The following is a 25173-nucleotide window of genomic DNA, read 5'->3' on the forward strand; positions in this document are numbered from 1 at the left end:
CATGGAGCACCAGGTCTTCGTCCCGGCCCCCGCCGACAGGCTCGCCGCGGCCCTGGCCGACCGGTCCCGCGTCGCCCGCGCCGTCCCCGGCCTGCAACAGGACGCCGGTGCGGCGCCGATCACCGGCCGGCTGAAGCTGCGCGTGGGCGGGCACTCCGTCACCTATCGCGGCACGGCACGCGTGACCCCCCGCGAGGACGGCACGTACACCGTCGACGCCAACGCCACCGAGGCCCGCGGCACCGGCGCGGTCCGGCTCGCCCTGACCCTGCGCCTCACGGACACCGACGACGGCTGCACCGTCACCGCCGAGGGCACGGCGGACGCGTCCGGCCGGATCACGGAACTGCCGGCGGACACGGTGACCGCGGCGGCGACCAGGCTGCTGAACCGTTTCCTGGAGGCCCTGGCGGCGGGCGGCGAGGAGCAGCCGAAGCCGCCCACCGAAGCCACCCACACCTCCCTCTTCGACGCCGAGATCCCCCCGTCCTCGCTGGCCCCGGACGCGGACGAGGAAGCGGGCGCGGAAGGCGTCGGCGCCGGGCACCCCGACCGGTTCACCGGGGACTTCGCCGACACCGGTGAACCCCCCGCGGAGGCCGCGCACGCGCGCCGCACGATGATCGGCCGCAGTGCCGAGGAGGTCGACCACGCCCCGCCGCGCGGCCGGTACGCGCCCGTCCCGGCCCCCCAGACCGTCATGGGAGGCCCGGCCCTGCGCTGGGCGGCCCCGGCGGCGGCACTGGTGGTGGCGTCGGCGATCGTCGTGGGCAGGGCACTGCGAAAACGCCGCTGAGCGAAAGCGCCAGTACTGTCGTCCCGTGAGTAACGAAGACATCACGCTGACCGCAGGCGAAGCGGAAGCACGCGTCAGCCCGGCCGACGGCGGCCGGATCAGCAGCCTCAAGATCGGCTCCCTGGAACTGCTGAGGCAGGGGCAGCGCTACGGCTGTTTCCCGATGGTGCCCTGGTGCGGCCGGATCCGGGACGGCCGCTTCCTGGACGGCGGCACGGTCCGCCAGATGCCGCTCAACTCCCCGCCGCACGCCATCCACGGCACCGCACGCGACGGCGCCTGGCGCACCGCGCGCGTCACGGAGAACGAGGCGGTGATCACGTACGAGCTGACCGACCCCTGGCCGCACGCCGGCCGCGTCACCCAGATCGCCACGCTCACCGAGGACGGCCTCACGCTGACCATGTCCGTGGAGACGTACGACGACTCCTTCCCGGCGCAGCTCGGCTGGCACCCGTGGTTCCACCGCAGCCTCGGCGGTGCGGACGTACGCCTCGACTTCAAGCCCGCCTGGCAGGAGGAGCGCGGCGCCGACCACCTGCCCACCGGCAACCGCGTCGACCCGCGGCCCGGCCCCTGGGACGACTGCTTCGGCATGCCCGGCGGGGTCGACGTCACCCTCACCTGGCCCGGACAGCTGGAGCTGAAGGTGGCGAGCCGCGAGGAGTGGGTGGTGGTCTACGACGAGCAGGCCGAGGCCGTCTGCGTCGAACCGCAGACCGGCCCGCCCAACGGCCTGAACACCCTCCCCCGCCTGGTCACCCCGCTGGAACCGCTGGAGGCCACGACCACCTGGAGCTGGCGGCGGCTCTAAGCTGGACGGCATGACGGACGTACGTGGCGCGCTGCTGCAGCAGATCAAGGACAAGGCCGTGGTGCACGGCAAGGTGACCCTCTCCTCCGGTCTGGAGGCCGACTACTACGTCGACCTGCGCCGCATCACCCTCGACGGCGAGGCCGCCCCGCTGGTCGGCCAGGTGCTGCTGGACCTGACCGCGGACCTGGAGTTCGACGCGGTCGGCGGGCTCACCATGGGCGCCGACCCCGTCGCCGCCGCCATGCTGCACGCCGCCGCCGCGCGCGGGCGGCGGCTGGACGCGTTCGTCGTCCGCAAGGCGGCCAAGGCGCACGGGATGCAGCGGCGCGTCGAGGGCCCGGACATCGCGGGCCGCCGGGTCCTGGTGGTGGAGGACACCTCCACCACCGGCGGTTCCCCGCTGACCGCCGTGGAGGCCGTGCGCGAGGCCGGTGCCGAGGTCGTCGCCGTCGCGACCATCGTGGACCGGGCGACGGGCGCCGCCGAGAAGATCGAGGCCGGCGCGGGTGTGCCCTACCGCTTCGCCTTCTCGAAGGATGAACTGGGTCTGGACTGACGACCCGTATTGACCTGGACTTGACCGGCGCCTGGACCATCGGTCCAGGTCTGGAAAGATGGGGCCGACGACGACGTCGCATCCCCAGGTCTAGGTCAGGGCCGTAACGCAGAACCCCAACCCGCAACTCAAGGAGCGGACAGATGCCCATCGCAACCCCCGAGGTCTACAACGAGATGCTCGACCGGGCGAAGGCAGGCAAGTTCGCCTACCCGGCCATCAACGTCACCTCCTCGCAGACCCTGAACGCGGCCCTGCGCGGCTTCGCGGAGGCGGAGAGCGACGGCATCGTCCAGATCTCGACCGGTGGGGCCGAGTTCCTCGGCGGCCAGTACAGCAAGGACATGGTGAGCGGCGCGGTGGCGCTCGCCGAGTACGCGCACATCATCGCCGAGAAGTACCCGGTCAACATCGCGCTGCACACCGACCACTGCCCGAAGGACAAGCTCGACGGGTACGTACGGCCGCTGATCGCGATCTCCGAGGAGCGCGTCAAGGCCGGCCGCAACCCGCTGTTCCAGTCGCACATGTGGGACGGCTCCGCCGAGACCCTCGCCGACAACCTGTCCATCGCCCAGGAGCTGCTGGAGCGCACCCGCGCCGCCAAGATCATCCTGGAGGTGGAGATCACCCCGACCGGCGGTGAGGAGGACGGCGTCTCGCACGAGATCAACGACGAGCTGTACACCACCGTCGACGACGCGATCCGCACCGCCGAGGCCCTGGGCCTGGGCGAGAAGGGCCGCTACCTGCTGGCCGCCTCCTTCGGCAACGTCCACGGCGTGTACAAGCCGGGCAACGTCGTCCTCCGCCCCGACCTGCTGAAGGAGCTGAACGACGGCGTCGCCGCCAAGTTCGGCAAGGCCTCCCCGTTCGACTTCGTCTTCCACGGCGGCTCCGGCTCCACCGAGCAGGAGATCCTCACCGCGCTGGAGAACGGCGTCGTGAAGATGAACCTCGACACGGACACCCAGTACGCCTTCACCCGTCCGGTCGCCGCGCACATGTTCCAGAACTACGACGGCGTCCTGAAGGTCGACGGCGAGGTCGGCAACAAGAAGGCCTACGACCCGCGGACCTGGGGCAAGCTGGCCGAGGCGAGCATGGCCGCGCGCGTCCTGCAGGCCACGCAGAACCTGCGCTCGGCGGGCAACAAGATCAAGTAAGCGGTACCTCCGGCGGGCCCGGCGGCTGTCCATGCCGCCGGGCCCGCTGTATACCTGGGGGCATGCCCGACGTCCGGCTGGCCTCGCCCCAGGGCACGTGGATCCTGCTCACGACGGTCCTCGGGTCCAGCATGGCCATGCTGGACTCCACGGTGGTCAACGTCGCCCTGCCGCGCATCGGCCGCGACCTGGACGCGAGCCTCGGCGCCCTGCAGTGGACGGTCAACGCGTACATGGTCACGCTGGCCGGTCTGATCCTGCTGGGCGGCTCGCTCGGCGACCGCTACGGCCGCCGCAAGATCTTCGTCCTCGGCGTGGTCTGGTTCGCCGTCGCCTCGCTGCTCTGCGGCCTGGCCCCGACCTCGGCCGTACTGATCGCCGCCCGGGCGCTGCAGGGCATCGGCGGCGCCCTCCTCACCCCCGGCTCGCTCGCGCTGATCCAGGCGTCCTTCCACCCCGACGACCGCAGCCGGGCCGTCGGCCTGTGGTCCGGGTTCGGCGGGATCGGCGCCGCCGTCGGCCCGTTCCTCGGCGGCTGGCTGGTGGCCGGCCCCGGCTGGCGCTGGGTGTTCCTGCTGAACGTGCCGCTGGCGCTGCTGTGCGTACCGGTCGCGCTCCGCCACGTACCGGAGTCGTCCGGGGGCAAGGGCGCCCAGGGCCGCTTCGACGTCCTCGGCGCGGTGCTCGGCGCCCTGTCCCTCGCCCTCCTGACGTACGCGCTCATCGAGGCCCGGACCGGCTCCCTGGCGGTCACGCTGACCACGGTGGCGGGCTGCGCGGCGGCGGTGGCCTTCGTGTACGTCGAGAAGCACCGCCGCGACCCGATGCTCCCGCCGGACATCTTCGCCTCGCGCCAGTTCACGGCGGTCAATCTCGTCACCCTGTGCGTGTACGCGGCCTTCAGCGGCTTCTTCTTCCTCACCGCGCTCCAGCTCCAGGTCGTGGCGGGCTACTCGCCCCTGGCGGCCGGTACGGCCCTCCTGCCCACCACCGTCCTCATGCTGCTGTTCTCGTCCCGCTCCGGCGCGCTCGCGGACCGCACGGGGCCGCGGCTGCCGCTGACGGTGGGCCCGCTGCTCTGCGCGGTGGCGATGCTGCTGATGCTGCGGGTGGGGAAGGACGCGGACTACCTCACCGACGTGCTCCCGGCGGTCCTCGTGATGGGCGCCGGCATGGTCGTCCTGGTCGCCCCCCTGACGGCCACCGTCCTCGCCTCCGTCGACACCGCCCGGGCGGGCCTGGCCAGCGGTATCAACAACGCGGCGGCCCGGGCGGCGGGCCTGGTGGCCGTGGCGGCGCTGCCCCTGCTGGCCGGGATGGGCCCCGAGGCCTACCGGTCCCCCACGGCGTTCGACGCGGCGTTCGACCGGGCGATGCCGATCTGCGCGGGGGTCCTCCTGGCCGGCGCGGTCCTGGCCGCCGCCCTGGTCCGCCGCCCCGCACCGGGCTGCCTCCGCCCCGAGTGCAAGCTGCACGGGTGCGTGACGGCTCCGCCGCTGGAGGCCGGCCGCAAGGTCGGCCCAGGCCGGGCGGCACCCCCCGCCCATGCGGGAAACTGAACCCATGACGATTCACCAGAACCTCCTCGGCGGTCCGCCTCCGACCCATCTCCCCGACGACCCGGAGCCCCGCCGGCTGCTGGCGAACGGCACCGCGCCGGCGGACGTCGCCGCCCAGCACCCCACCTCCTCCCTCGCCTGGGCCCAGCTGGCCGACGATGCGTTCGAGCGCGGCGCGGTCGTGGAGTCGTACGCCTACGCCCGTACGGGCTACCACCGCGGTCTTGACGCCCTGCGCCGCAGCGGCTGGAAGGGGCACGGTCCGGTGCCCTGGGAGCACGAGCCGAACCGTGGCTTCCTGCGCGCCCTGCACGCCCTCGCCCGCGCCGCCCAGTCGATCGGCGAGCAGGACGAGTACGAGCGCTGCTCGCAGTTCCTGAAGGACTCCTCGCCGACGGCGGCCCAGACCCTCGGCTGACCCGCAGGGGAGCCACCGAAGTGACCGGTGTGGCCCGTCTGGCACCAGGCGGGCCTTGCCGTACCCGGGGGGAATGCGGAGGATGCGGGGTGGGGACCGGGGCCCCCGTGCCGGCATCGGCAGGGGCGGACCGCTACCCGGAGTAACAACAGGAGACAGCGATGTCCCAACAGGCTCACCCCCCTTACGAGGCCGCTGAGCCCGAGACCCCGAATCTCGACTTCGCGGGGACGACGCCGTACGAGGACTACGTCAAGGCCGACGTACTCACCCATCTCCAGCACACCCTCTCCGACGACCCCGGAGAGATGGTCTTCCTGGTGACCACCCAGGTCATGGAGCTGTGGTTCACGGTGATCGTCCACGAGTGGGAGACCGCCGCCCAGGCGCTCCGCGCGGACGACGTGCCGACCGCGATCGCCGCCCTGAAGCGCTCCGTGCGCGAGCTGGAGGCCCTGAACGCCTCCTGGAAGCCGCTCGGCCAGCTGACCCCGGCACAGTTCAACGCCTACCGTTCCGCCCTCGGCGACGGCTCCGGCTTCCAGTCGGCGATGTACCGGCGCCTGGAGTTCCTGCTCGGCGACAAGTCCGCGTCCATGCTCGTCCCGCACCGCGGCGCCCCCCGCGTCCACGCGGAACTGGAGAAGGCGCTGCACGAGCCGAGCCTGTACGACGAGGTGGTACGGCTCCTCGCGCGCCGCGGCCACACCATCCCCGCGTCCGTCCTGCACCGGGACGTCTCGCAGCGGTACGAGCCCTCGGACGCCGTCGAGTCGGCCTGGGCGGAGATCTACTCCGGCGACCAGAACGCCGAACTCGCCCGCCTCGGCGAGGCGCTGAGCGACGTGGCCGAGCTGGTGTGGCGCTGGCGCAACGACCACCTGGTCGCCACCCGGCGCGCGATGGGCGCCAAGGCCGGCACGGGCGGCTCCGCCGGCGTGGCCTGGCTGGAGAAGCGCGCCCGCAAGAACGTGTTCCCGGAGCTGTGGACGGCGAGGTCGCATGTCTGAGCAGGCCCTGCGGGCAGAGAAGCTGGACGCGGCGGACGACCTGGCCCCGCTGCGCTCCCGGTTCGTCCTCGACGACGTGACCTACCTGGACGGAAACTCCCTGGGCGCCCTGCCGGCGAACGTGCCGGACCGGGTGCGGGACGTCGTCCGCCGCCAGTGGGGCGAGCTGCGCATCCGCTCCTGGGACGAGAGCGGCTGGTGGACGGCGCCCGAGCGGATCGGCGACCGCATCGCCCCGCTGGTCGGCGCGGCACCGGGCCAGATCGTCGTGGGCGACTCCACAAGTGTCAACGTCTTCAAGGCACTCGTGGCGGCGGTCCGCATGGCCGACGAGGGCCGCGACGAGATCCTGGTCGACGCGACGACGTTCCCCACGGACGGCTACATCGCCGAGTCGGCGGCCCGCCTGACCGGTCGGACGCTGCGCGCGGTGACCCCGTCGGAGGTGCCCGCGGCGCTCGGCGACCGTACGGCCGCCGTCCTGCTCAACCACGTCGACTACCGCACCGGACGCCTGCACGACCTGCCGTCGCTCACCGCCGCCGTGCACGCGGCCGGGGCTGTGTCTGTCTGGGACCTGTGCCACAGCGCGGGCGCGCTGCCGGTCGGCCTGGACGAGCACGGGGTGGATCTGGCGGTCGGCTGCACCTACAAGTACCTGAACGGAGGCCCGGGTTCACCGGCGTACCTGTATGTGCGCGGGGAACTGCAGGACCGCTTCGACTCGCCCCTGCCCGGCTGGAACTCCCACGCCGAGCCGTTCGGCATGAGCCCGTCGTACGCACCGGCTCCGGGCGCCCTGCGCGGCCGCGTCGGCACGCCCGACATCCTCTCCATGCTGGCCCTGGAGGCGGCCCTGGACGTCTGGGACGACGTCTCGATCTCCGCGGTCCGCGCCAAGTCCCTGGCGCTGACGGACTTCTTCCTGGAGTGCGTCACGGCGTACACCGAGCCGGGCCGGGTGGTCTCCGTGACTCCGGAACCGCACGGGGAGCGGGGCAGCCAGATCGCCCTGCGCTGTCACGACGCGGGTGAGATCATGAAACGCCTGATCGAGCGAGGAGTCGTGGGCGACTTCCGGCATCCCGACGTCCTCCGCTTCGGCTTCACACCGCTGTATGTGAGCTTCGCCGAGACGGAGCGGGCGGCGCGGGTGCTGGGCGAGCTGCTCGGGTAACCGGCCCTCGGCAGCGGCGTGGGGCGGGGTGTCCGTCCGTGCGACGGCACCCCGCCCCACGCACGAACACCCCGCAGAACCGTTTTCCTTCACCCTGCGTGACAACCCCATGTCGCCGCACGTTTCCGGCCTGATACCGTCCCCGCCAACGGCCGAATCGCCGCCTGATGCACCAAATTCGTTCTGTCGCTGAGAGGTTGGAGCATGCCGGACGACGCCGCAGCTGCCCGCGCCGCCGCCGAAGAGGAATCGGCCTTCTCGCACCCCCCGGTCGACCCCGACGCCACCGCCGCGTACGGTGACCACCCCGACCAGGTGATCGACTTCTACGCCCCCCGCCCGGGCCCGGATTCCGCCGCCTCTCTCGCCCCGCTGGTCGTCGTCCTGCACGGCGGCGCCTGGCGCGCCCGCTACGACCGCCGCCACATCACGCCCTTCGCCGACTACCTGGCCCGCAGGGGCTTCGCGGTGGCCAACGTCGAGTACAGACGAGGCGGTGAGCCACTGATCCCGGGGCAGCAGGCGGGGGAGAGCGGCGGGGGCGAGGGCGTGCCGCTCGCCGGGCGCTGGCCCGACACCCTGGACGACGTCGCGGCGGCACTGGACGCCCTGCCCGCGCTGGTCCGTGAGGCGCTCCCGCAGGCGGATCCCCGCCGCACGGTCCTGACCGGCCACTCGGCGGGCGGCCACCTCGCCCTGTGGGGAGCGGCCCGGCACGTCCTCCCCGTGGGCGCCCCCTGGCGCACCGACGGCCCGGCGCCGCTGCGCGGTGTCGTCGCGCTCGCCCCGATCGCGGACTTCGAGGTGGCGGAGAAGCTGGACGTCTGCGGGCACGCGTCCCTGCAGTTCCTCGGCGGGCAGGACGGCTTCGCCGAGCGCCGCCCGTACGCGGATCCGGTGCTCCTGCTGCCGACGGGCATCGCCACGACCCTCGTCCAGGGCCGTACCGACCTGGTGGTGCCGCAGCAGGTGGCCGAGGCGTACGTGGAGGCGGCGGCGAAGGCGGGCGAGATGGTCGGCCTGACGCTTCTGGAGGACGTGGGCCACTTCCCGCTGATCGACCCGGCGGCGGACGCCTGCGCGGTGGCGGCGGAGGAGATCGCTCAACTGGCCTGGTGATACCCGTAGTACCTGAGAGCTACGCCGTAGGACAGCTCTCTGGCGGGACGCCGACGACAGCCCCTGCTCCGTAACTTCCTTCTCAGTCAAGCCCGATGGCCGGGCTCCCTGAAAGGAACCCACCATGGGGCACCCCCTCCCACGCGTCGACATCCCGCAGCCGCCGACGGCGAATTCGCCCCACGGGGGCCACCCGCGGTCGGCGACGAAAGCTGCACGGGTGGTGCGGGTGGGAATCCGGACCCGGCCGAAGGCCGGGTGCCCACCCACCAGCCCGCACCCAAGCCCGCACCCGAACCGGCGGCGCCCCCCGCACAGAGCCCTCCGCCCCCTCCTCGCCGCCCTCCTCACCGCCGCCATAGTCGCCCCCCTCACCGGCGCAGCGCGCCCGGAGATCCCCGCCCCACCCCCCGCCACCCTCGCCCCCCTCACCCCGACCACCCTGCACTCCACCTACGCGGCCAACCGGACCAACGCCGCAACGGCAGCCCGCATGGCCACCGCCCACGGCGACCCCCACCGCGCCGCCGCGGACCGCGCGCTGGCCACCCCCTCCCGCCACCTCCTCGCCTTCGACGGCCGAGGCGCGGGCCAGGTCACGGAGGTCCTCGGCGACCTCGCCCACGCCGATCACATCGCCGTCCTGGTCCCCGGCTCGGACACCTCCCTGGACACCTACACCCGCTTCCACCGAACCGCCGCGGCCCTGTACACGGACCTCACCCACCGCACGGCCCCCGGCACCCACGTCGCCGTCATCGCCTGGCTCGGCTACGAGACCCCGGCCACGATCAGCCCCACGGTGGCCACCGCCACCCGCGCCGACGAAGCCGCCCCCCGCCTGCGCGCGTTCGTACGTCACCTGCGCGCCGCGGCCCCCGCCGGGGCACACGTCTCCCTGCTCTGCCACTCCTACGGCTCCGTGGTCTGCGGCCGAGCCGCCCCCGCCCTGGCCGCGGACGACATCGCCCTGATCGGCAGCCCCGGCACCGGCGCTGACTCCGTGGCCGCCCTGCACACCCGCGCCCGGGTCTGGGCGGCCCGCGGCAGCGGCGACTGGGTGGCGCACGTCCCGCACGTCCGCGCCGACCTCTTCGGCACCACCGTCGGCTTCGGCACCGACCCCGTCTCGGCCGCCTTCGGCGCCCGGGTCTTCGACGCGGCCGGCGCCGACCACAGCGGCTACTTCACCCCGGGCTCGGCCTCCCTCGCCAACCTCGCCCGGATCACCCTCGGCGAGACCTCGGAGGTGACCCATGCCTGAGCCGTCCCGGCGTACCCGTGGCGCCGCCGTACATCTCGCAGGCCAGGCGCGCCACGCGCTGCACCGGGCCGCCCAGCGCGTGGACGCCGCCACCCCCGCCTCCCGCGACCGCGCGGTCGACGCCCTGCGGGCCTTCGCGATCCTCGGTGTCGTCCTGGGGCACTGGCTGGTCACCGCGCTGGTCGCGGAGGACGGCGCGCTGCACACGGCGAGCCCGCTGCGGCACATGCCCTGGCTGGCCCCGGTCTCCTGGCTCTTCCAGACCCTGGCCGTGTTCTTCCTGGTCGGCGGCCATGTGGCGACCCGCAGCCTGGCCACGGCCCGCACCAGAGGCGACTCCTACGCCGACTGGCTGCGCGCCCGCCTGACCCGCCTGCTCCGCCCGGTCGCGGCCCTCCTGGGCCTGTGGGCGGTGGCCGCCACGGCCCTGCTGCTCACCGGCGCGCCGCCGGCCACTGTCCACACCCTGGGGAAACTGGCGCTGTCCCCCCTGTGGTTCCTGCTGGTCTTCGCCGTGCTGACGGCCGTCACCCCGCTCGTCACCCGCCTCAACCCGCTGTGGCCGCTCGCCGTCGTCCTGCACGTGGACCTGTTCCGCTTCGGCCTGCACCTCGGCCCGTCCTGGATCGGCTGGATCAACCTGGCCGCCGGCTGGCTGGTCCCCTACACCCTGGGCGCCGCCTGGGCCCGGGGCGAAGTGCACAGCCGCCGCTCGTCCTGGGCGCTCCTCCTCGGCGGTACGGCGGCCACCGCGGTCCTCGTCGGCTGCGCGGGCTACCCGGCGTCCATGGTCGGCGTCCCCGGCAGCGCGGTCTCCAACCTGAACCCACCGACCCTGGCGGCCGTCACGTTCGGCCTGGCCCAGTGCGGTCTGGCGCTCCTGCTGCGCGACCGGCTGCGCCGTGCGACGGCCCGCCCGCTCGCCTGGCTGGCGGTGGCCCTCGTCAACCTCTCCGCGATGACGATCTTCCTGTGGCACCAGACGGCCATGATGGCCACCACGGCCACCGGTCTCCTGGCCGGCCGGCTGCCCGGCCTGCACACCCCGCCCGACTCCCTCACCTGGGTGGCGTACCGCCTCGCCTGGCTCCCGCTGTTCGCGCTGGTGCTGTCCCTGTGCCGGGCGGCCTTCCGCCACCATGAACAGGGCCCGCGCCGCGGGCGCAACCGCCCGTCCCACGTCGTCCACCGCCATCTCCCGCCGACGAAGTCCCCGCACCATGCCTAAGGTTGACCCCGTGAAGCCCGCGGACCCCAGCCCCACTCCCGCCTCCGCCGACGGCCGTCACACCCCGCCCCGCGACACCGCCCCCGTCCGCCGCCGCCTGAGCGCCTGGCTGGGCGAAGCGCCCTCCCGCCACGCACCGCCCCTGTCGAAGTACCGCTGGCTCCGGCTCCTCACCTACCTCCTCATCACCTGGTTGGCCCTGATCATCGGGCTGGCCGGCGGCGAGGAGCTCGCCACCTCCTACGGCCTCGCCCACGCCGACGCCTTCCTCCTCACGTTCCTCCAGGCCGCCGCCATCGTCCTGGCCCTCTGGCGCCCCGTGCCCGCCTGGGCCCTCTCCCTGGCCGCCGCCGTCGTCGCCGCGCTGGTCGCCCGCCCCCACCTGGAGACGCTCCCGCCGTCCTCGGGTCCCAACTGGCCCTGGACCACCCCCACCCTGGTGGCCCACATGGCCGTCCTCCTGCTCCTGGCGCTGCGCGTCCGCTTCCGCGGCGCGATCGCCGTGCTCGCCGTGACGACCCTGGTCACCTACGTAGTGCAGGGCGGCATGGCGGTGGGGCACTACTCCGGCACCGGCACGATGGCCGTGGCCGTGTTCGCCATCGTCGCCGTCATCGGTGCCGCCCTGCGCAGCCGCAGCGAGGCCCGTACCGAACTGGTACAGCAGACGACGATCACAGCGGAGGAACGTGCCCGCCGCACGCTGCTGGAGGAACGCAGCCGGATCGCCCGCGAGCTGCACGACGTCGTCGCCCACCACATGTCGGTGATCTCCATCCAGGCCCAGGTCGCGCCCCATCTGGCGGAGCACCCCTCCGAGGAACTGCTGGAGAACCTGGCCGGGATCCGCAACAACGCGCTGGAGGCGCTCACCGAGCTGCGCCGGGTGCTCGGCGTGCTGCGCTCCGAGAACCCCGAGGACCCCTACGGCCTGGGCAGCCCCGGCACCGGAGCGGCCCCGGACGCACCCCAGCCCACGCTCGACCGGCTCGACGCGCTGATCGAGAACACCCGCGCGGCGGGGCTGGACGTGACCACGGAGGTGACGGGCCGGGTGCGGCCGTACGCTCCGGGGGTGGAACTGTCGGCGTACCGGATCGTGCAGGAGGCGCTCAGCAACGCCCTGCGGCACGCCCCGGGATCCCGGGTGCGCGTGGAGGTCGGGCACTTCCCGAACGGCCTGCACCTGGAGGTGACCAACTCGCCGCCGCGCCACCCCGTCCCGCCCTCCCCGGGCGCCGGGCACGGGCTGCTCGGCATGCGGGAGCGCGCGGCCATGCTCGGCGGCCATCTCGTCGCGGCCAGAACCTCGGACGGCGGCTTCCACGTCACGGCCTTCCTCCCCGGAGACATCGCCCCGAACCCGCCCGACCAGCCCCCGACAGGAGAAGAGAGCACATGACGAGCGGTACCGGCAGCATCCGGGTACTCATCGCCGACGACCAGCAGATGGTCCGGCAGGGCTTCACCGTGCTGCTCAACACCCAGCCCGGCATCGAGGTGATCGGGCAGGCGGTGGACGGCCGGGATGCCATCGCCCGGACCGCCGACCTGTCCCCGGACGTCGTGCTGATGGACATCCGGATGCCGGAGATGGGCGGCATCGAGGCGACCCGCCGGATCGCCGAGGACCACCCCGCCGTCAAGGTGCTGGTGCTGACCACGTTCGACCTGGACGAGTACGTGTACGACGCGCTGCGGGCGGGAGCCTCCGGCTTCCTGCTCAAGGACGCCTCGGCGGACAAGCTGGCCGAGGCGGTGCGGGTGGTGGCCGCGGGCGACGCCCTGCTCGCCCCCGGCATCACCCGCCGGCTCATCGCGGAGTTCTCCCGGCTGGACGGCGGCAGCCGGGCCCCGCTCAAGCGGCGCGTCGGCGACCTCACGGAGCGGGAGACGGAGGTGCTGGCGCTGATCGCGCAGGGCCTGTCGAACGCGGAGATCGCCGAGCGGCTGGTCGTGGCCGAGCAGACCGTGAAGACGCACGTGGGCCGGATCCTGGTGAAGCTGGGCCTGCGCGACCGCACCCAGGCGGCGGTCTTCGCCTACGAGTCCGGACTGGTCCGGCCCGGAGGCCGCTGACCCCGACGCGGCTCAGGGCTCCGGCCCCGCCCTACGCGTAGTACCTGAGAGGGATGCCCGAGGACCCCTCTCCAAGGGGACGACCGCGACCCCCGCCCCCGCATACCGTTTTGCACGTGACCGAGACGACGCACACCCAGACGATCCCGCCGGGGCCGGCCGACAGGCCGCGCAGCCCGGAGTTCCGGCTGGCCGTCGACGCCCTGCGGGGGCTGCGGCAGGACCTGTTCCACGGGGCTTTCGCCTACCGCCCGCTGCCCCGCACGGCTGCCGACGGCCCGCTCACCCGCCACCTGTCCGGCCGCTGGCGGGAGTACGCGTCGTGGACCCCGCACGCGCTGGTGGTCGTCGCCGGCATGGTGGCGGCGCTCGCCAACGCGGCGAGCTTCTCGCAGAACGGGGTGACGCAGCTGGTGTGCGGGGTCCTCGCGCTGGCCCCGGTGCTGCTGACCCTGGCGCGTCCGGTCGGTGCGTTCTGGCTGTCGCTCGCGGCGACCGCGATCACCTCGGCGGTCGGTGACAGCTGGGAGACCTGGCCGTGGCTGCCGGGCAGCTTCATCGCCCACCTGACGGTGCTCACCGTCGTGGCGATACGCACCCGCCCGCGCACCGCGGCCTGGATGTGGCTGCTGACCGCGCTGTACGGCTTCTGGATGGTGACGGTCTTCGGCGCGAGCCACTACGACATCAACGCGGCCCCGATGATCGTCCTCTCCGCGCTGATCCTGCTGGCCGTCACCGTGCGGCACACCCGCCGGGAGGCCCGGCAGGAGGTGACCGCCCAGCAGACGGTGACGGAGCACGAGCGCTCGCGGCGCACCCTGCTGGAGGAGCGCACGACGATCGCCCGTGAACTGCACGACGTGGTCGCCCACCACATGTCGGTGGTCGCGATCCAGGCGGAGGCCGCGCCGTACCGGGTGGAGAACCCGCCGCCGGAGCTGGAGAAGGCGTTCGCCACGATCCGGGAGAACGCGGTGGCGGCCCTGACCGAGCTGCGCCGGGTCCTCGGCGTGGTCCGCGCGGAGGACTACGAGGCCCCGGACGCCCCGCAGCCCACCCTGGCCGAGCTGGACGGCCTGCTCGCCAATGTGCGCGAGGCCGGCCTGGAGGTGGAGAAGGCGGTGACCGGCGCGGTGCGGGAGCTGCCGCAGGGCGTGGAGCTGTCGGCGTACCGGATCGTGCAGGAGGCGCTGAGCAACAGCCTGCGGCACGCTCCCGGCGCGAGCGCCCGGGTCGAGATCGGCTATGTTCTCGGCGGTCTGGGCCTGCGCATAGTCAACGGCCCGCCGCCGGCCCCGAACCTGGTCAAGGCCTCGCCCGGCGCCGGGCACGGCATCACGGGCATGCGGGAGCGCGTCTCGATGCTGAACGGCGACATGACGGCGGGCCCCCTGTCCGAGGGAGGGTACGAGGTGACGGTGTTCCTGCCGGTGCCGGCGGCGGACCCGGCGATCGAGGGCACGGCATGACGATCCGCGTACTGATCGCGGACGATCAGATGATGGTCCGCGAGGGCTTCTCGGTGCTGCTGAACGCGATGCCGGGCATCGAGGTCGTCGGCGAGGCCGTCAACGGCCGGCAGGCGGTGGAGCGGGTGCGGGAGCTGTCCCCGGACGTCGTCCTGATGGACATCCGCATGCCGGAGCTGAACGGCATCGAGGCGACCCGGGAGATCGTCGCCGCGGACGAGACGGCGAAGGTGCTGGTGCTGACCACGTTCGACCTCGACGAGTACGTGTACCAGGCGCTGCGCGCGGGAGCCTCCGGCTTCCTCCTCAAGGACGCCTCGGCGCGCCAACTGGCCGACGGCGTCCGGGTGGTGGCGGCGGGCGAGGCCCTTCTGGCACCCTCGGTCACCAAGCGTCTGATCACCGAGTTCTCCCGTCTGGCGGACACCCCGCGCCTGATGCCGGCGGCACAGGCGGCGTACGGGGAGCTGACGGAGCGGGAGACGGAGGTGCTGGTGCTGATCGCGCAGGGCCTGTCGAACGCGGAGATCGCCGGGCGGCTGGTGGTGGCGGAGTCGACGATCAAGACCCATGTGAGCCGGATCCTGGTGAAGCTGGGCCTGCGCGACCGCACCCAGGCGGCGGTGTTCGCGTACGAGGCGAGGCTGGTCACACCGGGCTGAGTCGCGGTCCCTCACCCTGGCCGGGAGCGGACCCCCGGGGCTAACGTCCGTCCATGGCAGCTGCTGCGGACCTCGCCTTCGACCCCTGGGACCCTGCGTTCGTCGCCGATCCCTACCCGGCCTATGCGGAACTGCGGGCGCGGGGGCGGGTGATCAGGTACGAGCCGACGGACCAGTGGCTGGTGCCGCGGCACGCGGACGTCTCGGCGCTGCTGCGCGACCGCCGGCTGGGCCGGACGTATCAGCACCGGTTCACGCACGAGGAGTTCGGCCGGACCGCGCCCCCGCCGGAGCACGAGCCGTTCCACACGCTCAACGACCACGGGATGCTCGACCTGGAGCCGCCGGACCACACCCGGATCCGGCGCCTGGTGTCGAAGGCGTTCACTCCGCGCACGGTGGAGCGGCTCCAGCCGTATGTGCGCGGGCTGGCGGACGAGCTGGTGGCGAAGCTGGTCGAGGCCGGCGGCGGTGATCTGCTGCGGGATGTGGCGGAGCCGCTGCCGGTGGCGGTGATCGCCGAGATGCTGGGCATCCCCGAGGCGGACCGCGACCGGTTGCGCCCCTGGTCGGCGGACATCTGCGGGATGTACGAGCTGAACCCGCCGGAGGAGACGGCCCGCAGGGCGGTGCGCGCTTCGGTCGAGTTCTCGGACTACCTCCGCGAGCTGATCGCCGAGCGGCGCAAGGAGCCGGGCGACGATCTGATCTCCGGGCTCATCGCGGCGCACGACGAGGGCGACCGGCTCACCGAGCAGGAGATGATCTCCACGGCCGTACTGCTGCTGAACGCGGGCCACGAGGCGACCGTCAACGCCACGGTCAACGGCTGGTACGCCCTGTTCCGCAACCCCGGCCAGCTCGCCGCGCTGCGCGCCGACCACTCCCTGATCCCGTCCGCGATCGAGGAGCTGATGCGCTACGACACCCCGCTCCAGCTCTTCGAACGCTGGGTGCTGGAGGACATCGAGATCGACGGCACGACGATCCCCCGGGGCACGGAGATCGCCATGCTCTTCGGCTCCGCCAACCACGACCCCGAGGTCTTCGCCGACCCCGGCCGCCTGGACCTCACCCGCGCGGACAACCCGCACATCTCCTTCAGCGCGGGCATCCACTACTGCATCGGCGCACCCCTGGCCCGCATGGAGCTGGCGGCTTCCATGACGGCGCTGCTGAGAAGGGCCCCGACGCTGAGCCTGGCGGCGGAGCCGGTGAGGAAGCCCAACTTCGTGATCCGGGGACTGGAGGAGCTGAGCGTCCAGGTGGGGTGATCATGCGTTCGAGTGATCACTGCGCGATTCCGGGCGATCGTCACGGGCGGCTCGCCAAGCTGGTGCCCGCCTGCGAAGGGAGGCACCATGACGGTTATGGCAGAGCGCGCGTCATCCAGGTTGTCGGTGGACATGTTCGAGCGGATCGCCGAATTCGCCGCCCGCGAGGACGAGACCGTCAGTTTCGAGTTCATCGACGGACGGATCGGGGTCAAGAAGGTGACGAACGGCAACCATGATGAGATCACGATGTGGTTGGTCTTCCAGTGCAAGCACGCGCGGTCTGAGCTCACGCTCTATCCGAACCGTGGTCTGAAGGTCGGGGCGTATCGCAACGGTCGTGCCAAGCCGGACGGCGTGCTCGCACCTGCGGGTCACTTCGCGGGGAAGGGCAACTGGGCCGACCCTGCCGGTGTGTTGATGGCGGTCGAGATCACGTCGTACGACTCGGACACCCACAGCCGCGATCGAGTCGAGAAGCCCCGGGCTTACGCCGAGGCAGGGATCCCTGTCTACTTGCTGATCGACCGTGCGAACCTCACGATTCTCGTGCACAGCGACCCGGACCTGGAGGTCGGTTACCGGGACGTCCACGTGGTCAGGCTCGGCGGCAGCATCACCCTCCCCGACCCCGTAGGCATCGAACTCGACACCGACGACCTCAAGCAGTACGTGGACTGAGGGTCGGACGGCGGTGTCACCGTTCCTTCGTCTCCTCCAGCACCGTCCGGCCCAGCAGCGCGTACCGCTCGGGGGAGCGTCGCTTGAGGTACTGGGCGTAGCCGAGGCCGGTCGCCGCGACCAGGGCCACCAGCCACGGGGTCGCCTTCAGGACCAGTGAGCCGGACTCCGGTCCGGCCGCCACGCCCATGTTGGACACCAGCAGCACGACCACCGCGAGCATCGCGACCCCGCCCAGCAGCGGCGCGGTGAAGGTGCGGAACCAGTGCCGGCTCTCGGGGTGGTGGGAGCGGAAGTACATCAGCACCGCGAACGAGCACACGGCCTGGACGACGAGGATCGCCATGGTGCCGAGGATGGCGAGCAGGACGTACGTACCCGTGTAGGGATCCTTGCCCGCGGCCCAGAAGGCGCCGATCAGCACCGCGCTCACCACCGTCTGCACCAGGCCGGCGATGTGCGGCGAGCCGTGCCGGGCGTGGGTCCGCCCGATGGTGGTCTTCAGTGACGGCAGGACGCCCTCCCGGCCCAGGGCGTAGAGGTAGCGGGCGGCGCAGTTGTGGAAGGCCATGCCGCAGGCCAGTGAACCGGTGATCATCAGCCACTGCATGACGTCGACCGCCCAGTGGCCGACGTAGCGCTCGGTGGGGTTGAAGAACATCGCGAGCGGGTTGGCGGAGGAGGCGGCCCGCACGGCCTCCGCCTCGCCGTTGCCGGTGATGGCCATCCAGGAGACGAGGACGTAGAAGACGCCGACGCCCAGCACGCTGATCATCGTCGCCTTGGGGATGATCTTCTTCGGGTCGCGGGACTCCTCGCCGTACATCGCCGTCGACTCGAAGCCGACCCAGGACCAGAAGGCGAAGAAGAGCCCGAGGCCGGCGGAGGTGCCCTTGAAGGCGTTGACGGGGTCGACGGGCGCGAAGGTGAACCCGTGCGGCCCGCCTCCGTGGAGGGCGACGGACACCGCCATGGCCGCCAGCACGGTGACCTCGGTCGCCAGCAGCACCACCAGCAGCTTCTCGGCGACGCTGACCCCGAACCAGGTGCCGGTGGCGTTGATCGCGAGCATCAGGATGGCGAAGGCCCACCAGGGCACGTCCAGTCCCGTCTGGTCCCTGAGCGTGGTCGTCGCGAAGGTCGAGAAGATCCCGATCAGCGCGGGCTCGAAGACGACGTACGCGAAGGTCGCGAGCAGTCCCGAGGCGAGGCCGGCGGTGCGGCCGAGACCGTAGGAGATGAAGCCGTAGAAGGCGCCCGTGGACGTGATGTGCTTCGCCATCGATGTGAAACCGACGGAAAAGATTGCCAGGACGACCATTGCCACGAGATAGCTCGCGGGCGCCCCGACGCCGTTGCCGGACGACACCATGAAGGGCACGTTGCCGGTCATCGCGGTGATCGGCGCGGCGGTGGCGACCGCCATGAACACCACCCCGAGCAGGCCCACGGCGTTGGGCTTCAGCCGGTGAACCATTCCGTCGTCGCCCGTGCCCGTCGCCGGCGCGACACCCTCGTCCACAGCCATCGGGTGGCCCCTTCCCTGTCCTGTCCGCGGGTACTGATGGAGCAGGATGGTGGACGGAGCAGGGGTGCGGGAAGGGGTCGGCACGGTTAAATATGTGTCACTAGACCTTTAGGGAGGTCCGTGAGGATCATCGGTCGGCGGGCAGGACGAGCCCCCAGGCGCCCTCCGCCACCCGCCAGGTCCGCCGCCGTACCGGCCCGGAGACGGCCGCGTCCGCCCGGTAGCGGAAGTCCGCCCCCGTGACCGTCACCGTGCGGCCGGCGGCCAGCAGAGGCGTCGCCTCCGCGCCCAGCGACAGGGGCCGCACCTCCACCGAGGCCAGCCCGTCCGTGCCCGGGGTCACCGAGACGGCCTCGACCGGCTGGTCCAGGTCCACGAGCGTCGCCCCGTCGACCTCCACCCGGAGCCGGGCGGTGCCGGGGGAGGGCACGGCGGGCAGCCGGACCGGCCGGGCGGCCAGGGTGCGGACCAGGGAGCGGTACCAGGGCCGGCCCGAGGAGAGGGGCACCGGCTCGGCGGCAGCCGCCCGCACCGGCACCGACGGAATGCCCAGCGCCCCCAGCACGACCCCGTCGCTGTCGTCGACCAGCAGGTCCAGCCGCCGCTCGGCGCCGTCCAGGACCGCCCGCGCCGCCGCCACCGTGCCAGCGGGCACCCCGAGCGACTCGGCGAGCGAGGTGTCCCCCACCGGCACCACCGACAGCGCGCATCCGGCCAGCTCCCGCTGCCGGTGCAGCAGGGTGACGGCGCGCACCAGGGCCCGGCCGTCGCCGACCACCACCGGCCGCCTGGATCCCCTGCGGCCGAGCGCGCGGGCGAATTCCTCCGGCCCCTCCGGCAGGCACACCTTGGCCGCCGCACCCGCGCTGAGCACGTCTTTCGCGATGCGTACGGACTCTCCGTCCGCCTGCCGTGCCGCCGGATCGATGATCACCAGCAGCTGTTCGGACGTCGCGAAAGTCGCCACCTCGGTCCTGCCTCGCTTCCTCGGGTAGCATCTTTGTGCAAGAGCCCCTTGCGCTATTGCGCCAGGGGCTTCGTCTATTCCGGGGCATCCGGTCCGACGGTTGTGCGACCAACGACGGTCGCAGTGGTACGCGGCGGTGAACCTTACGCCCAAGCCCCCGACCTTGGACATGCCCCGCCCGGAAGGGGTGTACGCGCGTGCCCGCACTTGTGCTGCTCGGTGCTCAGTGGGGTGACGAAGGCAAGGGAAAGGCGACGGACCTGCTCGGCGGCTCCGTCGACTATGTGGTGCGTTACCAGGGCGGTAACAACGCCGGCCACACGGTGGTCGTCGGCGATCAGAAGTACGCCCTGCACCTTCTCCCTTCCGGAATCCTGTCTCCCGGCTGCACGCCGGTCATCGGTAACGGCGTCGTCGTCGACCCGTCGGTCCTGCTCTCCGAGCTGAGCGGTCTGAACGAGCGCGGCGTCGACACGTCCAAGCTCCTGATCAGCGGCAACGCGCACATCATCACGCCGTACAACGTGACCGTCGACAAGGTGACGGAACGCTTCCTCGGCAAGCGCAAGATCGGGACGACCGGCCGCGGCATCGGCCCGACCTACGCGGACAAGATCAACCGCGTGGGCATCCGGGTCCAGGACCTGTACGACGAGTCGATCCTCCAGCAGAAGGTGGAGGCGGCGCTCGACGTCAAGAACCAGATCCTCACCAAGCTGTACAACCGGCGCGCGATCGCCGCGGACCAGGTCGTCGAGGAGCTGCTGGGCTACGCCGAGCAGATCAAGCCGTACGTCGCCGACACCGTGCTGATCCTGAACCAGGCCCTTGAGGACGACAAGGTCGTCCTGTTCGAGGGCGGCCAGGGCACCCTGCTCGACATCGACCACGGCACGTACCCGTTCGTCACCTCCTCGAACCCGACCGCGGGCGGCGCCTGCACCGGCGCCGGCGTGGGCCCGACGAAGATCAGCCGGGTCATCGGCATCCTCAAGGCCTACACGACCCGGGTCGGCGCGGGCCCGTTCCCGACCGAGCTGTTCGACGAGGACGGCGAGGCGCTGCGCCGCATCGGCGGCGAGCGGGGTGTCACCACCGGCCGTGACCGCCGCTGCGGCTGGTTCGACGCGGTCATCGCCCGCTACGCGACCCGCGTGAACGGCCTGACGGACTTCTTCCTCACCAAGCTCGACGTCCTCACCGGCTGGGAGCAGATCCCGGTCTGCGTGGCGTACGAGATCGACGGCAAGCGCGTCGAGGAGCTGCCGTACTCGCAGACCGACTTCCACCACGCGAAGCCGGTCTACGAGACGCTGCCCGGCTGGTCCGAGGACATCACCAAGGCGAAGTCCTTCTCCGACCTGCCGAAGAACGCCCAGAACTACGTCAAGGCGCTGGAGGAGATGTCCGGCGCCCCGATCTCCGCGATCGGCGTGGGCCCGGGCCGCGACGAGACGATCGAGATCAACTCGTTCCTGTAGGCACCGCCAGGCACCGTGCGGGAGCGCCCGCCGTTCCGCCCTCCGGGGCGTGATCGGCGGGCGCTTCCGCGTTGTCCGCGCTGCACAATCGAAGTATGGGCGTCCACCGGGGTGCACGATGCCGGGGCCCGTACGGCGGTGAGGGCCACCAGGCCGGCGGCACGGACTGCTCCGACCCCGCGGTCTTCGAGGTGGCCCGCCACAACCGGCCGCCCCTCCAGGTGTGCCCGGTCCACCTCGGCCCGTCCCTCCTGCTGGCCCCCGGAGTGCTCTGGCCCCCGGTGATCCACCTCATCGGCCGCGTCCCGGACCTGCACTGAACGTCCGAGGGGCGCCCGGCGTCGGAGTCGTGGTGTGTCGCAGCAGCAGGAAGGAGACCGATCCGGTGAACCGCATCCGGACCGCCGCCGTGGGCATGGCCGTCGGCACCCTGGCTCTGGTCGCCTGTGGCGGTGGGGGCCCGGCGCGAGGGGATCGCGGGCAGACCGCCGAGGAATGGGTCGCCTGCTCCACGACGATGGTCGTCGGTGACGTGACGTCGGTGTCCCGCGGGCGCGCGGGGCGTGTCTCGGTGACGGTCGACGTCGCCGAGTGGCTCAAGCCCGCCCAGGGGCAGCGCCGGGTCACCCTCGATGTCGTCGACCCGGCCCGTACGGACGCGCAGCGGGAGCTGAGGAGCGGCCGGCGTCTGCTCATCGCCGTCCCCGAGCGCGACAGCCTGGAGCCGGGCGTCTTCCAAGGTGATGCGCTCCGGCTGGAGCGAGACCGGATCAGGAAGGCGCTCGGCGCCGTCGGGGACGTCAAGCGCCCCTCGCCCTGGCGGAGTTCGGGCGCCGCGCTCAGCTGAACACGATCATCGAGCCCTGTGCCAGGGAGCGGGTCGCCGCCGCGTGCAGGCCCAGCCAGACGTGGCGTTCGCGGGCGAACGGGCTGGGGTCGTAGGGGGCCGGTACGGCCGGTTCCTCCAGCTCGGTCGGGGCCGTCGGCGGGGCCGGGGCCGCCGGGGGGTTGGCCGGGTCGATACCGATCGACGGGGCGACGTACTGGAGTTCGCGCAGCAGCGTCTGGGAGCTGCCCAACGGGCCGCCGCCCGCGAGGAGTTCGTCGTTCGACAGGGGGTGCGGGAAGTCCACGGGGACGTACGCGCCCGCGTGGTCGTAGTGCCAGACCAGGTGGGACTGCTGGGCCGTGGACTCGAACATCTCCAGCAGCTGCTCGTAGTCGCCGCCCAGTTCGTCCACCGGGGTCACCGGCAGCCCGCAGACCTGGAGCAGGTACGCCCGGCGCAGGAAGTGCAGGGCGTCGTAGTCGAAGCCGGCGACCGGGGCGACGTCACCGGACAGGCCCGGCATGTACTGGTACACCGGCACCGGCGGCAGGCCGGCCTCGGTCAGTGCCTTGTTGTACTGCGCGAGTTCCTCGGCGAAAGGATTGTCCGGGGTGTGGCACAACACGTCCACGAGCGGTACCAGCCACAGGTCACAGGCCAAAAGAGGGCTCCTCGCATCGGCAGGCGCATGGTCACGCACGGCAGCAGGTGGTCAGGGAAGGGTAGTCCGTACGGCCCCGGGGCGGCTCCCCCCGGACGGGCCGTATCGGTCACTTACCCGTTGGCCAGGTGTTCCAGCAGCGCCAGCGAGTGGGCGTTGGAGTCGGCGACGATCGCGCGGGCGGTCCCGGCCTCGCGGCGGGCCAGCGCGTCGACCAGCTCGGTGTGCCCCGCCCAGAGCCGGCCGCGCAGGTCGGGCAGGCGCAGCAGGTGCTGCACCACGCAGACCCAGGACTGGACGCGCAGGCGGTGCAGGAAGTCGCCGAGGTAGGGGTTGCCGAACAGGGCGCTCAGCTCGCGCCAGAACCGGAGGTCGTATCCGATGAGGATGGTGAGGTCGCCGGCGGTCGCGGCCCGCTGGGCCTCCTCGCCGCGCCGGCGCACGGTGGTCAGCGCGGCGGTCGTGCGGGGATCGTCGGGCGGGGTGCGGAAGGCGGGGTGGCCGGCGGTGAGGGCCTGGAACATGCCGTCGGTGACCAGGCTGCGGGCCTCGATCATGTTCCGGTAGTCGGTGACCGAGTACTCGGGCACGCGGAAGCCGCGGTGCTGGTCGGCCTCCAGGATGCCCTGCGCGGACAGGTCGACCAGAGCCTCGCGGACGGGGGTGGCGGAGACGCCGTACTGGTCGGCGATCTCCTTGACGGTGAGCGCACGGCCCGGGAGCAGCCGCCCCGCCAGCACCTCGTCACGGAGCGCGTCCGCGATCTGCTGGCGCAGGGTACTGCGCGTCACGGTGCCGTTGCCGGGCATGGTCGTGCCTCTCCTCACGCGTCCGGGTGACGTACTCGTACGGACTCGCGATCTGTGCGAGTCCCTTCTTCTTACGAGCACGCCACCTTACGCGTTCGGATCGGCCCGGCGGCAGCCGCGGTTCGCTCACACTCCGTGACGTCGGGCGGGGAGTGTCACGCGGTGTACTCGTCCGCGACGGTCAGTGCGGCGTCGAGCGCGGCCAGGCCCTCCTTCAGCTCGGCCTCGGTCGCGTTGCACGGCGGGACGACGTGCGTGCGGTTCATGTTCACGAAGGGCCACAGGCCGTGCTTCTTGGCGGCGGCGCCGAAGGCGGCCATGGGGGCGTTCGCCTCGCCGGCCGCGTTGTACGGCACCAGCGGCTCGCGGGTCTCCCGGTTCTTCACCAGCTCCAGCGCCCAGAACATGCCGACGCCGCGCACCTCGCCGACGCTCGGGTGCCGCTCGGCCAGCGCGGCGAGGCCGGGGCCTACGACGGTCTCGCCGAGCCGCCTGGCGTTCTCGACGACACCTTCCTCCGCCATGACGTTGAGCGTGGCGACGGCGGCGGCGCAGGCCAGCGGGTGACCGGAGTAGGTGAGTCCGCCGGGGTACGGCCGCTTGCCGAAGGTCTCCGCGATCTTCTGTGAAATGGCCACACCGCCGAGGGGCACGTAACCCGAGTTCACACCCTTGGCGAAGGTCATCAGGTCCGGGACGACACCGAACAGGTCGGCCGCGAACCACTCACCGGTGCGCCCGAACCCGGCCATGACCTCGTCCAGGACGAAGACGATCCCGTACTTGTCGCACAGCTCGCGCACGCCGGCCAGGTAGCCGGGCGGCGGGACCATGATCCCGGCGGTGCCGGGGACGGTCTCCAGGATGATCGCCGCGATCGTCCCCGGGCCCTCGAAGGCGATCGTCGTCTCCAGGTGCTCCAGCGCCCGGGCGCACTCCTGCTCCTCGGTCTCGGCGTAGAAGCGGGAGCGGTAGAGGAACGGCGCCCAGAAGTGGACGACACCGGCGGAGCCGCTGTCGGAGGCCCAGCGGCGCGGGTCACCGGTGATGTTGACGGCCTGCTGGGTGCCGCCGTGGTACGAGCGGTACGCCGAGAGCACCTTCGGGCGGCCCGTGTGCAGCCGGGCCATGCGCACCGCGTGCTCGACGGCGTCCGCTCCGCCGTTGGTGAAGAAGATCTTGTCCAGGTCGCCGGGCGTCCGCTCGGCGATCAGCCGGGCCGCCTCCGAGCGCGCTTCCACGGCGAACGCGGGCGCGAAGGTCGTCATCGTCGCGGCCTGCTCCTGGATCGCCGCGACGACCTTCGGGTGCTGGTAGCCGATGTTGGTGAAGACGAGTCCGCTGGTGAAGTCCAGGTACCGGGTGCCGTCGTAGTCCCAGAAGTACGATCCCTCGGCGCCGGCGACGGCGAGCGGGTCGATGAGGTCCTGGGCGGACCAGGAGTGGAACACGTGCGCACGGTCCGCGGCCTTCACCGCGGCTCCGGCTTCGGGGCTGAGCTGAGGGGTCATGCGGGCGAGCGTAAATGTCCGCGATGCGGAAGCGACATCGGCGTCTTGTTCCGTGGACGAGGGGAATCCGCGACAGATTGTCGACGGTGCGTCCTGTTACGCAACCGTA

At 72.2% G+C, this 25173-nt stretch carries 25 protein-coding genes; 20 read left to right on the plus strand and 5 right to left on the minus strand.

Features of this window, described 5'->3' with window-relative positions; translation table 11 throughout:
- The first annotated feature begins 1 nt into the window (after window position 1).
- The 17 genes from ABZ937_RS14215 to ABZ937_RS14295 all read left to right on the plus strand — a co-directional run bounded on the left by ABZ937_RS14215 (window position 2) and on the right by ABZ937_RS14295 (window position 17278).
- Window positions 2–796, plus strand: coding sequence for an SRPBCC family protein (locus ABZ937_RS14215; protein ID WP_361690728.1), 795 nt, complete (start codon window positions 2–4; stop codon window positions 794–796).
- Window positions 797–821: 25 nt separating this feature from the next.
- Window positions 822–1610, plus strand: a complete 789-nt coding sequence (locus ABZ937_RS14220) for an aldose 1-epimerase (RefSeq protein WP_361690731.1) — start codon at window positions 822–824, stop codon at window positions 1608–1610.
- A 10-nt stretch (window positions 1611–1620) separates the two neighbouring features.
- Window positions 1621–2169 (plus strand): orotate phosphoribosyltransferase, encoded by a 549-nt coding sequence (gene pyrE, locus ABZ937_RS14225; protein WP_361690734.1) that lies wholly within the window; start codon window positions 1621–1623, stop codon window positions 2167–2169.
- A gap of 143 nt (window positions 2170–2312) precedes the next feature.
- Complete coding sequence (fbaA, locus tag ABZ937_RS14230; protein WP_361690737.1) at window positions 2313–3335, plus strand: class II fructose-bisphosphate aldolase; 1023 nt, start codon at window positions 2313–2315, stop codon at window positions 3333–3335.
- A gap of 62 nt (window positions 3336–3397) precedes the next feature.
- Entirely contained in the window at window positions 3398–4894 is a 1497-nt protein-coding gene (locus tag ABZ937_RS14235; RefSeq protein ID WP_361690740.1) for an MFS transporter, read from the plus strand.
- Between the two features lie 4 nt (window positions 4895–4898).
- A complete protein-coding gene (locus ABZ937_RS14240) occupies window positions 4899–5312 on the plus strand; it encodes a DUF3151 domain-containing protein (RefSeq protein WP_361690743.1) in 414 nt (137 codons plus the stop codon).
- Window positions 5313–5473: 161 nt separating this feature from the next.
- Complete coding sequence (locus tag ABZ937_RS14245; protein ID WP_361690746.1) at window positions 5474–6322, plus strand: tryptophan 2,3-dioxygenase family protein; 849 nt, start codon at window positions 5474–5476, stop codon at window positions 6320–6322.
- Window positions 6315–7499 carry a kynureninase gene (gene kynU / locus ABZ937_RS14250; protein ID WP_361690749.1) on the plus strand — a complete coding sequence of 395 codons (1185 nt, stop codon included), beginning with the start codon at window positions 6315–6317 and terminating at the stop codon, window positions 7497–7499. The genes ABZ937_RS14245 and kynU overlap by 8 nt, the downstream gene beginning before the upstream one ends.
- A 204-nt stretch (window positions 7500–7703) precedes the next feature.
- Window positions 7704–8618 carry an alpha/beta hydrolase gene (locus tag ABZ937_RS14255; RefSeq protein WP_361690752.1) on the plus strand — a complete coding sequence of 305 codons (915 nt, stop codon included), beginning with the start codon at window positions 7704–7706 and terminating at the stop codon, window positions 8616–8618.
- A gap of 235 nt (window positions 8619–8853) precedes the next feature.
- On the plus strand, window positions 8854–9882 hold the full coding sequence (locus ABZ937_RS14260) for an alpha/beta hydrolase (protein WP_361690900.1): 1029 nt from the start codon (window positions 8854–8856) through the stop codon (window positions 9880–9882).
- Window positions 9875–11110: an acyltransferase gene (locus ABZ937_RS14265; protein WP_361690755.1), complete on the plus strand. Its 1236-nt coding sequence runs from the start codon at window positions 9875–9877 to the stop codon at window positions 11108–11110. The genes ABZ937_RS14260 and ABZ937_RS14265 overlap by 8 nt, the downstream gene beginning before the upstream one ends.
- Window positions 11111–11207: 97 nt before the next feature.
- Complete coding sequence (locus tag ABZ937_RS14270; RefSeq protein WP_361690903.1) at window positions 11208–12512, plus strand: histidine kinase; 1305 nt, start codon at window positions 11208–11210, stop codon at window positions 12510–12512.
- Window positions 12509–13189, plus strand: coding sequence for a response regulator transcription factor (locus ABZ937_RS14275; RefSeq protein WP_361690758.1), 681 nt, complete (start codon window positions 12509–12511; stop codon window positions 13187–13189). The genes ABZ937_RS14270 and ABZ937_RS14275 overlap by 4 nt, the downstream gene beginning before the upstream one ends.
- A 116-nt stretch (window positions 13190–13305) precedes the next feature.
- Window positions 13306–14661: a histidine kinase gene (locus tag ABZ937_RS14280; RefSeq protein ID WP_361690761.1), complete on the plus strand. Its 1356-nt coding sequence runs from the start codon at window positions 13306–13308 to the stop codon at window positions 14659–14661.
- Window positions 14658–15323 (plus strand): response regulator transcription factor, encoded by a 666-nt coding sequence (locus ABZ937_RS14285; protein WP_361690764.1) that lies wholly within the window; start codon window positions 14658–14660, stop codon window positions 15321–15323. Before ABZ937_RS14280 ends, ABZ937_RS14285 begins: the two co-directional genes overlap by 4 nt.
- A 53-nt stretch (window positions 15324–15376) precedes the next feature.
- A complete protein-coding gene (locus tag ABZ937_RS14290) occupies window positions 15377–16597 on the plus strand; it encodes a cytochrome P450 (protein ID WP_361690767.1) in 1221 nt (406 codons plus the stop codon).
- An 87-nt stretch (window positions 16598–16684) separates the two neighbouring features.
- A complete protein-coding gene (locus ABZ937_RS14295) occupies window positions 16685–17278 on the plus strand; it encodes a Uma2 family endonuclease (protein WP_361690906.1) in 594 nt (197 codons plus the stop codon).
- A gap of 16 nt (window positions 17279–17294) precedes the next feature.
- On the opposite strand, the gene ABZ937_RS14300 is transcribed toward ABZ937_RS14295, so the two are convergent.
- Complete coding sequence (locus tag ABZ937_RS14300) at window positions 17295–18806, minus strand: APC family permease (RefSeq protein ID WP_361690769.1); 1512 nt, start codon at window positions 18804–18806, stop codon at window positions 17295–17297.
- A gap of 127 nt (window positions 18807–18933) precedes the next feature.
- On the minus strand, window positions 18934–19773 hold the full coding sequence (locus ABZ937_RS14305) for a diacylglycerol kinase (protein WP_361690772.1): 840 nt from the start codon (window positions 19771–19773) through the stop codon (window positions 18934–18936).
- A gap of 197 nt (window positions 19774–19970) precedes the next feature.
- On the opposite strand from ABZ937_RS14305, the gene ABZ937_RS14310 reads away from it, so the two are divergent.
- The 3 genes from ABZ937_RS14310 (at window position 19971) to ABZ937_RS14320 (ending at window position 22101) form a co-directional block, all read left to right on the plus strand.
- Window positions 19971–21254, plus strand: a complete 1284-nt coding sequence (locus tag ABZ937_RS14310; RefSeq protein WP_361690775.1) for an adenylosuccinate synthase — start codon at window positions 19971–19973, stop codon at window positions 21252–21254.
- Window positions 21255–21349: 95 nt separating this feature from the next.
- Window positions 21350–21574, plus strand: a complete 225-nt coding sequence (locus ABZ937_RS14315; RefSeq protein ID WP_361690778.1) for a hypothetical protein — start codon at window positions 21350–21352, stop codon at window positions 21572–21574.
- A gap of 65 nt (window positions 21575–21639) precedes the next feature.
- A complete protein-coding gene (locus ABZ937_RS14320) occupies window positions 21640–22101 on the plus strand; it encodes a hypothetical protein (RefSeq protein WP_361690781.1) in 462 nt (153 codons plus the stop codon).
- Here the strand turns inward: ABZ937_RS14320 and ABZ937_RS14325 are convergent.
- The 3 genes from ABZ937_RS14325 to ABZ937_RS14335 all read right to left on the minus strand — a co-directional run bounded on the left by ABZ937_RS14325 (window position 22094) and on the right by ABZ937_RS14335 (window position 25064).
- A complete protein-coding gene (locus ABZ937_RS14325; protein ID WP_361690783.1) occupies window positions 22094–22744 on the minus strand; it encodes a hypothetical protein in 651 nt (216 codons plus the stop codon). The genes ABZ937_RS14320 and ABZ937_RS14325 overlap by 8 nt on opposite strands.
- Before the next feature lie 113 nt (window positions 22745–22857).
- Complete coding sequence (locus ABZ937_RS14330; RefSeq protein ID WP_361690786.1) at window positions 22858–23553, minus strand: GntR family transcriptional regulator; 696 nt, start codon at window positions 23551–23553, stop codon at window positions 22858–22860.
- A 155-nt stretch (window positions 23554–23708) separates the two neighbouring features.
- Complete coding sequence (locus ABZ937_RS14335; RefSeq protein WP_361690789.1) at window positions 23709–25064, minus strand: aspartate aminotransferase family protein; 1356 nt, start codon at window positions 25062–25064, stop codon at window positions 23709–23711.
- Between the last annotated feature and the right edge of the window lie 109 nt (window positions 25065–25173).

The organism is Streptomyces sp. NPDC046727 (assembly GCF_040645635.1).
Lineage (GTDB): Bacteria > Actinomycetota > Actinomycetes > Streptomycetales > Streptomycetaceae > Streptomyces.